This window comes from Sphingobium agri, assembly GCF_023051225.1.
Taxonomy (GTDB): Bacteria; Pseudomonadota; Alphaproteobacteria; order Sphingomonadales; family Sphingomonadaceae; genus Sphingobium; species Sphingobium agri.
In genome coordinates this window covers 112811-124111 of record NZ_JALKHS010000008.1, presented here as the reverse complement: position 1 = coordinate 124111, position 11301 = coordinate 112811, and the positions used below count along the sequence as shown (strand labels likewise).

Genomic DNA, 11301 nt, shown 5'->3' with positions numbered 1-11301 from the left:
AGAGGGCGTCAAATCCGAGCACTCGGCCGTTCGGCCTGAGCCCTTCGACAAGCTCAGGGCGAACGGAATTAAACGGAGCGCCGGTTAAAAGCACATTGGTTCAGGTGAAAGAGCGCGCCGTCAGCGCTTCTTGCGCAACCGCCGGAACAGGCTGCGGTCAGCGACGGGCTCGAACATTTCCTCAGGACCTTCGGGATCGAGCACCTCATTGTCGGCGAGCCAGGCCTGCACGTCGTTAAGGTCCGGCGTCACATAGGGACGCAAGGTTCGGCCCGGTTTGTCGCGCAACTGTTCGATGGCGGCGATCAGTCCACGCTCTGCGATGACGGCGGAGACGCGTTCCGCAGGCAGGTCCAGATGCTCTGCGATGAGGTCGTCGCGGATGGCAAGGATGGTCGCCTTCTGCCCGGCGTTCGCAGGCAGTACCGTGTCGATCGTCACGTCGCATTCAGTGTCGAGCCGCAGCGAGCGGTTGTTCATGTTGGATGACCCGACGCGCACGCTGCGGTCATCGACGATCATGATCTTGGCATGGACGTAGATGGGTTCGCCGCGCACGGTGAAAGGATGGTAGATGCGCAGCTTGCCATAGGTGTCGCGGGCGCGCAGCGCTTCCACCAGCCGGGCGCGGGCCGTGTCCATCGCCTGCTGTTCCAGCCAGCCATCAGCCTGTTCGGGATTGATGATGACGATTTCCGGGCCGTCGGGATCGCCGAGCCGTGCAGCGATCGCCTCCGCTATGCGGCGCGACGCGAAATATTGGCTTTCGGCATAGATGCTGTGCCGGGCCGCCGCGATCTGGTTCAGATAGAGCTTCTCGATCTCCCGGTGCGGCTGCTGATCCTCCATTTCCGGCGCTGACCGGGAAATGGCGATGTCGACATTTTCGAACTGCACCGCCAGCGCGTCGGGCCAGCAATCATGTTCGCCGAAGATGGGCTCCAACTCGCCACCGCCTGCACCCTGCCATCGGGCACGGGCATGGTCGCCCAGCACCATCGCCACATCGCCCTGCAACGCGGTGGTGGCGTCATGCCAGGGGCCATAGGGCGAGCCATCCGGATGGTGGCGGCCAGGGTCTTCGTCACGGTGGTGGCGCGTGTCCCAACGGTCGCCGGTCATGTCGATGCCGCCGCAAAAGGCGAAGCAGTCGTCGATCACGACGATCTTCTGGTGGTGCGAAGCCGCGGGCGGATGATGGCTGTCCAGCTTCACCTGAATCCGCTTGTTGGCCATCCATTTGACGGTGGTGAAGAGATTGGCGGGCTGCACCATCGACTTCATCGCGCCAACGTCCCAGCGCAGCAGGAAAATCTCAAGCTCCGGCTTCTCTGCGACGAGCCAACTGATGAAGTCGCCGATGATGACGGGCGCGTCATCTTTCGCCTCATCTTCGCGGATGAGGCTTATGGCTGCATCGAAATCCCATCCGATCAGCATGATGCGGCGCTTCGCCTTGAGCATGGCGGCGCGGGCGTGGCGGAAATAGGCTTCCGCGTCGATGATCACGCTGGCCTTGGTGGCGCGGGCGATGCGCCAACAATCCTCGCCCGGGAGGGGACCGCTGCTCATGCGCTGCCTACCACCAGACAGCCGAGGAACATGAGGAGCCCGGCAAAACGGTTCGACCGGAATTTGGTGAGAGGATCGGCTCCATCCTCCTTCAGCGTTCCCACCTGCCAGAGGAGATGCGCCGCCATCGGCAGCAACGCGGCGAGAGCAAGCCATTGCGGCCGGATCTGCCACAGCGCTGCGGCCCATAGGGCAAGTGCGGCCATATAGCAGAATGTTACGCCAGCACGGACATGGCGGCCCATGGAAAGGGCGCTCGACCCGATACCGATCAACGCGTCATCCTCCCTGTCCTGCAATGCATAGATGGTATCATAACCTACAACCCAGAAGATGGTGCCTGCGTAAAGGAGTAGCCCCGGCAGGGTAAGCGCGCCCGCGACCTCGCTCCAGCCGACGAGCGCCGCCCAGGAGAAGACGAGCCCGAGCCAGACCTGCGGCCAGCCGGTGATGCGTTTCATGAAGGGGTAGGCGGCAACCAGCGCGAGGCTGCCGAGCGAGACGAGTTGCGCATAGGGGCGCAGTTGCAGCAGGACGACCAGCCCGATGAGGCAGAGAAAGATCAGCCATGCCCAGGCCGCCTTCAAACTCACCGCACCACTGGCAAGCGGTCTTGCGGCAGTGCGAGCGACCTTTCGGTCAAGGTCACGATCGACGATGTCGTTGAACACGCAGCCAGCGCCCCGCATGGCTATGCTGCCGAGCAACAGCCAGAGGATGAGCGGCCAGCGTTCCCCTGCCCCGCCCGCCAGAACCACCGCCCAGGCACCCGGCCAGAAGAGCAGCCACCAGCCGATCGGACGATCGAGGCGGGCGAGCAGGGCGAGGGCGCGAGGCGTTGCGGGCAGGCGGGCAAGCAGGCTGCGCGCCTGGGTGTCGGGTACTATACTCTCACTCAACGTCACGCTCGCTTGTCGAAAGGCCGTTCTTCCTCTTTAGAGGAGTGGAGAGCCGCAACAAGCCTGTCCTGCGCTTGTTGAATGGCGCAGCCCGAAGGGATGGATGTTCGATGACCGCAACCCCCGCCTGGCCGCCGCAGAGCGCGCCGCGCCTGCATGTCGAGACGCAGTTGGGCGATGGCGTGGCCGTGCCGGTCGATGGCAATCCCGCCCATTATCTGATCAGCGTCATGCGGGTGAAGCCGGATGACATCATATTGCTGTTCGATGGCAGATCCGGCGAATGGGCCGCGCGGGTGCGGGACATGCGAAAGCGCGACCTGGTGCTGGAGTGCATTAGCCAGACGAAAGCGCCGGAAGAGGTGCCCGATTTCTGGCTATGCTGCGCCCCGATCAAGAAGGGCCGCATAGACCTGATCGCCGAAAAGGCTTGCGAACTGGGGGTGGCGAAGCTGCAGCCGGTGCTGACGCGGCGGGCTGTTGTGGACAAGCTGAACCTCGACCGGTTGCACGCGCATCTTGTCGAGGCGGCGGAGCAGTGCGGCCGCACCGCCTTGCCGGAACTGGGCGCGATGGTGAAATTGGACGCACTGCTGCGGGAGTGGCCGGATGACCGCTGGCTGTTCTTTGCCGATGAGAGTGGCGGCGAACCGCTGAACGAAACGCTGCGCGCGCATCCGGGCGCAGCGGCGTTCCTTATCGGGCCGGAGGGCGGATTCGACCCGGCGGAGCGGGAGGCGATCCGCGCTGTCGGCAAGGCCGTTCCGGTCTCGCTGGGCCCCCGCATCCTGCGAGCGGAGACGGCCGCGATCGCAGCAACGGCCGCCTGGATGACGCTGAACGGCGACTGGCGATAGGAAAGCTGGGCCAGTTGCAATCCGAAATTGGATTGCAGCCCCCGCCAGCGCAACCTATTTGATCGTCGAGCGCTGTCGATTGACGCGCAAGGGGGGCAAGACAAGGCGGGGCATGAGCACCAGAACCGACTCAGGGGGACTCGATCCCGTCATCGAAAGCCGCGATCAGCTGATCCTGGCCTTTTCCAAGGGCGCGAAGCCCAGGGGGCGCTGGCGCATCGGCACCGAGCATGAGAAGTTCGTCTATTCCAAGGCCGATCATCATGCGCCCTCTTATGACGAGCAGGGCGGCATCCACACATTGCTGATCGGCCTGACCCGCTATGGCTGGAGCCCGGTGTTCGAGGGCGACAATATCATCGCGCTGTCGGGCTCTGACGGGACGGTCAGCCTGGAACCGGCAGGGCAGCTGGAATTGTCCGGCGCGCCGCTGGAAAATCTGCACCAGACCTTCGCGGAAACGGCGCGGCATCTGGAACAGGTCAAATATGTCGGCGACATGCTGGGCCTGGGCTTCCTGGGCCTTGGCATGTGGCCGGACAAGACGCGCGACGAACTGCCGGTGATGCCCAAGGGGCGCTACGACATCATGCTGCGGCACATGCCACGGGTGGGCACGATGGGCCTCGACATGATGTTGCGCACCTGCACCATCCAGACGAACCTCGATTATGGCAGCGAGGCGGACATGGTGCAGAAGTTCCGCGTCAGCCTGGCGCTGCAACCGCTGGCGACGGCGCTGTTCGCCAATTCTCCTTTCACAGAGGGCAAGCCCAACGGTTTTCTGTCTTATCGCAGCCATATCTGGTCGGATACGGACCCGCACCGGACGGGCATGCTGCCCTTCGTGTTCGAGGATGGCTTCGGCTATGAGCGTTATGCGGACTATGCGCTCGATGTGCCGATGTACTTCGTCTATCGCGACGGCCGCTATATCGATGCGGCGGGGCTGAGCTTCCGTGACTTTCTGGACGGCAGGCTATCGGTGCTGCCGGGTGAACGGCCGACGGAGAAGGACTGGGAGGATCATCTTTCAACCGCTTTTCCGGAGGTGCGGCTGAAGAGCTTCCTGGAAATGCGCGGGGCCGATGGCGGAAGGGCGGATCGTATCACGGCGCTGCCCGCATTCTGGGTCGGCCTGCTCTATGACCAGGGCGCGCTGGATGCCGCATGGGATCTGGTGAAGGACTGGACGATGGAGGACCGGCAGATGTTGCGCGACGCAGCGCCGAAGCTGGCGCTCGACGCGCCGGTTCCCGGCGGGCGCAAGTTGCGGGATATCGCCGCTCAGGTGCTGGATATCAGCCGCACCGGGCTCAAGGCGCGGGCGCGGCTGAACGATGGCGGCGCGGATGAAGCGGCCTATCTGGCGCCGCTGGACGCGATCGTGGCGGCGGGGCGGACGCATGCCGAAGAGTTGCTGGAGCGCTATCATGGCGACTGGGCGGGCGATCTTTCCCGCGCCTATGCCGACGAGAGCTTCTGACCTATTCCGCTGGGTTAAGTGCCGGTTCGGCCTTGCGCCCGCGCCCCGTCATCCAGGCGAAGAGGCGGGGCACGGGGGCGTTGCGCTCCATCCAATCACTATAGGCGCGGTAGGCGGAGTCAGTGGAGAGGTGCGCCTCCTCCGTCCGCGCGCGCCAATAATAGACGGCGTTGGTGATCGCCAGCATCGCGCAGTTGCGCACCATGTCGGTGAGGCTTCCCGAAACCGTCAGGAAGGGTAGCGCGGAAAACCACCAGAAAAGATTTTTCGAGAGATAAGCCGGATGACGGCTCCAGCGATAAGGGCCGTGGGTCAGGATGCCCCTATGGGTAAGGTTGGAAAAGCGGATGCCGAAGACGACCGTCGCCCAGGCGTAAATGGCGGTCAGCAGGACCAGCCAGCCGCCGAGCAGCCATTGCAGCGCCCTGTGCCCTTGCGTCCACACGTCCCATTCCGCGCCGCCCGCATGATAGTCCAGCGGACCCCCTCCCCCCATCAGCACGAAGGGCGGATAGCAGATAAGCGCCGCGACCCAGCCAGCGAGCAACGGATTGGCTGACCGGATGTGGGAATCGAGCGGCTTGCATGTCAGCAGATAGCCCACCGTTGCCATGCAGACATCGATCATGAACATGACCGCGATCAGGAAGGCCGCCAGGCTCACAGGATTCGCGAAGGCATGATCCAGCCGCCAGTCGACGATGCTGGCGAAATTGCCCGGCACGATGGAGAGCATGAAGGCAAGGAAGAAGCCCTTGACCGCCCAGGCGCGCGCGTGATTGGCGACCTGCGCCATGTCAGGTTTCCCTGCGGCGCCGCCGATGACCCATTGGCCAAAAGCGTAGGTCGCGTCACGAGGCTCAACCAGCCGCCGGTCGAGCCATGCGACATAAGGAAAGGAAAACAGCAGCAGCCAAGGGGCGGCGTCCATGAACAGGTCCATGGAGTAGCGATAGTTACCGTTCCAATACCAGCGGGCGAGACAGTAGAAGATAGCGATCGCCAGCCATGTCGCCCAAAGTCCGGCGACCTTTACGAGGCTGATGTCGAGCACGGCGCGCAGCCGCCGGGGCGAAGCCTGCCAATCGATACCGGTCGAAGCATTGCGATGAACCTTGTCCACCAGCAGCGACCACAATACCATCGGCAGTCCGCAGGCGACGACTGCGGCAAAGCCTGCATTGGGGCCGTTCATGCCATAATGCCGAGCCACCATTGCCCAAAGAGCCAGGCCCGCGAGGCCAACAAGGCCGACACCATGACTGACGGCGGATGGGGGGCAGGGGTCGGCAGCAGGAGGCATGATCGCGCTTATGCCTGCAAATGGTAAGCAAGCCGTGAAGCTTGGCTCAGGCGCCTCCGAGCACGTTGATCGTGAAGGCGAGGATGCCGAGATTGAACAGGAAGGCAGCGAGGCAGTGCGTCGTGACGACCTGGCGCATGGGCGTGCCGGTGACCGTGACGTCCGAGGTCTGAAATGTCATGCCGAGGGTGAAGGCGAAATAGACGAAGTCGCTGTAGCCGGGCTCCGGCGTGCCGGGAAATTCGAGCCCCTGCCTATCTGAACCCTGCGCATCGGCCAGATAGAAAAGATGCGCGTAGTGCATGGCATAGACAAGGTTCGAAAAGAGCCAGGCGAGCGCCAGTGTCACGAGCAGCAGGGCTATGACCGCCGCGTTCGGGCCGCCATGCTGGCTGACGGCAGCGCCCACGGCAACCAGAACGACCAATGAGACGATACCCGTGAGAAGGAGCATGAGGCGGCGATTGGCGTCGTTCACCTCGGCATTGCGGCGCATGCTGTCCGGATCGGCATGAATGAGCGATGCTGCGGCGGCGATGAAAGCGGAAGAGGCACAATCGAACCCCGCCATCACCGCCTGATGCCAAGGCATCATCAGGCCGAAGGGCAAGGCCGTCGCCAGAAGCATCAGGAACATCCCATAGCGCCAGGGGAAAAGCGCGCGACGCGAAGAGGCAGGCTTCATGTCCATCAGGAAGCCGCAAAAAACGGAGGCTGGCAAGGGTGGGCTATTTCTGAGCGCGCCCGTTCGCCCCTGACTGCACAAAGAGCAGCGAAAAGAAGGATTTCAGGACCGCGCTCAATCGGCTTTTCTTTTCACTACCGTTCGCCCTGAATTTGCTTCTCCTACCGTTCGCCCTGAGCTTGTCGAAGGGTTTTACGTTTTAAAATGAGAAAGGCTTCGACAGGCTCAGCCTGAACGGCTTTTAGTTTTTCGGATCAATTTCAGCTTTCAGATCAAATGCTGCGCGCTTTTAGAGCACGGCTGCCACCAGACCGAGCGACGCAGCTTCATTGGCTTCCAGATACCAGTTTTCGGGGGCGCGGCGCAGGACTTCCTCAAGCGTGATGTCGGAACCAAGGATAAGGTTCGAAAAGCCCTCATTTTGAATGGTGATCGAAGACTCTATCTCATTGAGCGCAGCTTTGAGCGGCGCGATGCAGGTCGTGAGCGGCCCCTGCAAATGGATGTCCTTCGTGATCAGCCGCTCATGGATCATGACCCGCGTCCCGCGGGTGAGATAGCGATTCTCCTTGGCGAAGAAGCCCATGAAGGTAGCTCCTGCCGAATAGACGGCGGTCTTGCCAAGGAAGACGAGCCTACGGCCGGGACTAAGCTCGGAATGAAACCGGATATCCTCGCCCATCATCCGGGCGATTTCGGGATCGCCCCCCAGCGTCGCGATTTCTATTACCACCAAGCCTTCAGAAGGAGCGGCGGCGAGTGCATCCTTGAAGTGCAGATACATCGCCTGGTCGACGGGGCCGGAAAGGCGAATGGCGGGGCAGACGAAATCCTGCGGCGAGAGCAGCGGCGCTTGCATGGACATCAATGGCTTCCTGAAAAAAGGGAGGATTTCGCTGCATTACGCCCGGCAGACCAAATGGTGCCGTGACAAACACGCTTTTGACTGGCGCTGCGCCGGAGACGCTGTAAAGAACAGACCATGACCAAAGGGTGCGGGGCATGATCGCGAAATTGAAAGGGCGGCTGGACAGCACCGGGCTGGACCATGCGATCATCGATGTGGCGGGCGTGGGCTATCTGGTCGGGGCATCGTCCCGGACGCTGGCTGCGCTGGGGCCGGTGGGCGAAGCCGTGACCGTGCATACCGAAATGCTGGTGTCGGAGGATTCGATCCGGCTCGTCGGCTTTGCGCGCGGAGAAGAGCGCGACTGGTTCCGCCTGCTGATCGGCGTACAGGGCGTGGGGTCGCGCGTGGCGCTGGCCATTTTGTCGGCGCTTGAACCAGCCGAACTACATCGCGCGGTGGCGACGGGCGACAAGGCCATGGTGGCGCGCGCCAATGGCGTCGGCCCCAAGCTGGCGCTGCGCATCGTCAATGAGCTCAAGGACAAGATCGGCGCCGCGCCGGGCGCGGGTGGAATATCGGGCACCGGCATCATCCCGGCGACTGCCGGAGGGCTTGGCGCGGATGCCGTGTCTGCGCTTCAGAATCTCGGTTTCAAGCCGGTCGAGGCCAGCAGCGCGGTTGCCGCGGCGGAAGAAGAGCTGGGTGAAGGCGCGACGCTGGATGCGCTGGTGCGGCTGGCGCTGCGGAAGGCGGCCAAGTGAGCGAGGACCGGTTGATCGCCTCGACGCGCCGTCCCGAGGATGTGGACGCAGCGCTGCGGCCCAAATCGCTCACCGAATTTATCGGGCAGCAGGCAGCGCGCGAAAATCTGCGCGTCTTCATCGAGGCGGCGAAGCAGCGCGGCGACGCTTTGGACCATGTGCTGTTCTTTGGCCCGCCCGGCCTTGGCAAGACGACCCTGGCGCAGATCGTTGCGAAGGAGATGGGCGTCGGCTTTCGCGCGACATCGGGCCCGGTGATCGCCAAATCGGGCGATCTGGCGGCGCTGCTCACCAACCTTGATGAAGGCGACGTGCTGTTCGTGGATGAGATCCACCGGCTCAATCCAGCCGTGGAAGAAGTCCTCTATCCCGCGATGGAGGACCGGGCGCTGGACCTGATGATCGGCGAGGGACCATCGGCTCGGTCGGTGCGCATCGACCTGCCGCGCTTTACGCTGGTGGGCGCGACGACCCGGCAGGGACTGCTGACGACGCCGCTGCGCGACCGTTTCGGCATTCCGGTGCGGCTGCAATTCTATACCGTCGAGGAACTGGAACTGGTGGTGCGGCGCGCTGCCCGGTTGCTCGACCTTGGCATCACGTCTGACGGAGCGATCGAGATCGCCCGGCGGTCGCGCGGAACGCCGCGCATCGCGGGGCGATTACTGCGGCGGGTGCGCGATTTCGCGAACGTCGCTGGTGTCGAAGCGGTGGACGCCAAGGCCGCCGACGCGGCGCTCAGCCGTCTGGAAGTCGATCAACTGGGCCTTGACCTCATGGATCGCCGCTACCTGATGATGATCGCCGACATTTATCGCGGCGGGCCGGTGGGCGTCGAAACGCTGGCGGCGGGGTTGTCGGAGCCGCGCGACACGATCGAAGAAGTTATCGAGCCCTATCTGATCCAGCTTGGCCTTATCGCGCGCACGGCGCGCGGACGCTGCCTCAACGGGCCGGGCTGGAAGCATCTCGGCCTCAATCCCCCTAGCGGTCTCCAGGACGGGCTGTTCGACTGAAAATGCGTGACCGCTACGGCAAGGCACGGCTATAGCGGCCGAAGGAGCGGATGCGCGGGTGATACGCGCCCTCAATCAAGGAGTTGCGCTGCTTGCGGGCGATCGAACAGTATCCCAATCTGGTGACCATGTTCTTCGCGCGGGCGAAGGAAATGGGTGACCTGCCTTTCCTGTGGCGCAAGACAGCAGGCGGCTGGAAATCGCTTAGCTGGACCGAGGTGGCGTTGCAGGTTGCGGGCCTTGCCGCCGCCCTCAAGGCACAAGGGCTGAAGCCAGGCGACCCGGTGATGCTGGTGAGCGAGAACCGGCCGGAATTCTGCATCGCCGACCTTGCCATCATGGCAGCCGGTTGCGTGACGGTGCCAACCTACACCACCAACACGACACGCGATCATCAACATATCCTTACCGACAGCGGCGCGCGGGCGGTGATCGTGTCGACCGCCAAGCTGGCCCAGACGCTGATGCCCGCCGTCCTGCGATCGCAGGCGAGCTTCATCGTCGGCATGGAACCGCTGCGCGGCGCGCAGGGCGATCTGTCCTGCCATCTGTGGGCGGACATGATCGCGTCGCACATCGCCGATCCGGATGCCTGCGCGGCGGAACAGACCGCCGGGCGGAACGACCTTGCCTGCATCATCTACACCAGCGGCACTGGGGGCGCGCCTCGGGGCGTCATGCAGCATCATGGAGCGATCCTGTGCAATATCGAGGGCGCGGGAAAGCTGGTGGCGGAGGATTTCGGATGGGGGGACGAGGTCTTCCTGTCCTTCCTGCCGCTCAGCCACGCCTATGAGCATAGCGGCGGCCAGTTCCTGCCGATCATGCTGGCGGGGCAGATCTATTATGCCGAGGGGCTGGAGAAGCTCGCCAGCAACATAGAGGAAGCGCGGCCCACGATCATGGTCGTCGTCCCCCGCCTGTTCGAGGTGCTGCGGGCACGGATCATCAAATCGATCGAGAAGCAGGGCAAGTTTCCGGCCTGGCTTCTGGCCCAGTCCCTGCGGATCGCGGCCAAGGAGCAGAGGGGCGAGGGGTCCATTGCCGACCTGCCGGTGAAGCTGTTGCTGAACCGGACGCTGAAACCCAAGATCGCCAAGCGCTTCGGCGGGCGCATGAAGGCTCTGGTATCGGGCGGCGCGCCTCTCAACCCTGATGTCGGACTCTTCTTCGATGCGATGGGGCTGACGCTGCTACAGGGCTATGGCCAGACGGAGGCCGGGCCAGTCGTCAGCTGCAACCGGCCCGGCGTTGGCATCGCTATGGACACGGTCGGGCCGCCGCTGGACGGGGTCGAGGTAAAGATCGCCGATGATGGCGAGATCCTGGTGCGCGGGGAACTGGTGATGCAGGGCTATTGGCGCAACGCGGCGGAGACCGAGAAAGCGCTGAAGAACGGCTGGCTGCATACCGGCGACATTGGCGAGATCGACCACAAGGGCCGGATCCGGATCACCGACCGCAAGAAGGACCTGATCGTCAACGACAAGGGCGACAATGTGTCGCCTCAGAAGGTCGAGGGCATGTTGACGCTGCAGCCCGAGATCGGCCAGGCTATGGTCTATGGCGACCGGCGGCCGCATCTGGTGGGTCTGCTGGTGCCGGATGCCGAGTGGACACGCGAATGGGCGCTGGCCGGAGGGAAGACGGCCGATCAGCTTGCGAAAGACGCCCAATATCTGGCGGCGCTAAGGGCGGCGATGGACCGGGTGAATGAAGAGCTTTCCGTGACCGAACGGGTGCGCCGCATCATCCTGGCCGAGGAGCCCTTCACCATAGAAAATGGCGAGATGACACCGTCGATGAAAATCCGCCGCCATGTCATCAAGGCGCGCTATAGCGAACAGCTGGACGCCTTGTATAAAGGTTGAA

10 protein-coding genes are annotated in these 11301 nt (G+C 63.4%); 5 read left to right on the top strand and 5 right to left on the bottom strand.

Annotated elements, in window-relative coordinates:
- Positions 1 to 120: 120 nt before the first annotated feature.
- On the bottom strand, positions 121 to 1572 hold the full coding sequence (locus tag MU848_RS11770) for a phospholipase D-like domain-containing protein (RefSeq protein WP_247232240.1): 1452 nt from the start codon (positions 1570 to 1572) through the stop codon (positions 121 to 123).
- Positions 1569 to 2471 carry a 4-hydroxybenzoate octaprenyltransferase gene (gene ubiA, locus MU848_RS11765; RefSeq protein ID WP_247232237.1) on the bottom strand — a complete coding sequence of 301 codons (903 nt, stop codon included), beginning with the start codon at positions 2469 to 2471 and terminating at the stop codon, positions 1569 to 1571. Before ubiA ends, MU848_RS11770 begins: the two co-directional genes overlap by 4 nt.
- Positions 2472 to 2581: 110 nt before the next feature.
- Between ubiA and MU848_RS11760 the strand changes: the two genes are divergently transcribed.
- Both MU848_RS11760 and MU848_RS11755 read left to right on the top strand, forming a co-directional pair.
- On the top strand, positions 2582 to 3328 hold the full coding sequence (locus MU848_RS11760; RefSeq protein ID WP_247232235.1) for a 16S rRNA (uracil(1498)-N(3))-methyltransferase: 747 nt from the start codon (positions 2582 to 2584) through the stop codon (positions 3326 to 3328).
- Between the two features lie 112 nt (positions 3329 to 3440).
- The gene (locus MU848_RS11755; protein ID WP_247232231.1) at positions 3441 to 4814 is read left to right on the top strand and encodes a glutamate--cysteine ligase; all 1374 of its coding nucleotides are present in this window, start codon (positions 3441 to 3443) and stop codon (positions 4812 to 4814) included.
- 1 nt (position 4815) lies between these two features.
- Here MU848_RS11755 and MU848_RS11750 read toward each other — a convergent pair whose 3' ends face one another.
- The 3 genes from MU848_RS11750 to MU848_RS11740 form a co-directional block, all read right to left on the bottom strand.
- Positions 4816 to 6117 carry a methyltransferase family protein gene (locus MU848_RS11750; protein WP_247232223.1) on the bottom strand — a complete coding sequence of 434 codons (1302 nt, stop codon included), beginning with the start codon at positions 6115 to 6117 and terminating at the stop codon, positions 4816 to 4818.
- Between the two features lie 46 nt (positions 6118 to 6163).
- The gene (locus MU848_RS11745) at positions 6164 to 6802 is read right to left on the bottom strand and encodes a DUF1345 domain-containing protein (RefSeq protein ID WP_247232220.1); all 639 of its coding nucleotides are present in this window, start codon (positions 6800 to 6802) and stop codon (positions 6164 to 6166) included.
- A gap of 289 nt (positions 6803 to 7091) precedes the next feature.
- Positions 7092 to 7667 (bottom strand): peptidase S14, encoded by a 576-nt coding sequence (locus MU848_RS11740; protein WP_201515375.1) that lies wholly within the window; start codon positions 7665 to 7667, stop codon positions 7092 to 7094.
- Positions 7668 to 7804: 137 nt separating this feature from the next.
- Between MU848_RS11740 and ruvA the strand changes: the two genes are divergently transcribed.
- The 3 genes from ruvA to MU848_RS11725 all read left to right on the top strand — a co-directional run bounded on the left by ruvA (position 7805) and on the right by MU848_RS11725 (position 11300).
- A complete protein-coding gene (gene ruvA, locus MU848_RS11735) occupies positions 7805 to 8413 on the top strand; it encodes a Holliday junction branch migration protein RuvA (protein ID WP_201515376.1) in 609 nt (202 codons plus the stop codon).
- A complete protein-coding gene (gene ruvB / locus MU848_RS11730; protein WP_201515377.1) occupies positions 8410 to 9429 on the top strand; it encodes a Holliday junction branch migration DNA helicase RuvB in 1020 nt (339 codons plus the stop codon). Before ruvA ends, ruvB begins: the two co-directional genes overlap by 4 nt.
- A 128-nt stretch (positions 9430 to 9557) precedes the next feature.
- Complete coding sequence (locus MU848_RS11725) at positions 9558 to 11300, top strand: AMP-dependent synthetase/ligase (RefSeq protein ID WP_380800786.1); 1743 nt, start codon at positions 9558 to 9560, stop codon at positions 11298 to 11300.
- The last annotated feature ends 1 nt before the right edge of the window (position 11301 follow it).

Bases quoted from the DNA above. Each gene is read 5' to 3' on its own strand.
- MU848_RS11770 (WP_247232240.1), bottom strand. From the start codon at position 1,572: ATGAGCAGCGGTCCCCTCCCGGGCGAGGATTGTTGGCGCATCGCCCGC.
- MU848_RS11725 (WP_380800786.1), top strand. From the start codon at position 9,558: ATGTTCTTCGCGCGGGCGAAGGAAATGGGTGACCTGCCTTTCCTGTGG.
- MU848_RS11740 (WP_201515375.1), bottom strand. From the start codon at position 7,667: ATGTCCATGCAAGCGCCGCTGCTCTCGCCGCAGGATTTCGTCTGCCCC.
- MU848_RS11755 (WP_247232231.1), top strand. From the start codon at position 3,441: ATGAGCACCAGAACCGACTCAGGGGGACTCGATCCCGTCATCGAAAGC.
- MU848_RS11750 (WP_247232223.1), bottom strand. From the start codon at position 6,117: ATGCCTCCTGCTGCCGACCCCTGCCCCCCATCCGCCGTCAGTCATGGT.
- MU848_RS11760 (WP_247232235.1), top strand. From the start codon at position 2,582: ATGACCGCAACCCCCGCCTGGCCGCCGCAGAGCGCGCCGCGCCTGCAT.
- ruvA (WP_201515376.1), top strand. From the start codon at position 7,805: ATGATCGCGAAATTGAAAGGGCGGCTGGACAGCACCGGGCTGGACCAT.
- MU848_RS11745 (WP_247232220.1), bottom strand. From the start codon at position 6,802: ATGAAGCCTGCCTCTTCGCGTCGCGCGCTTTTCCCCTGGCGCTATGGG.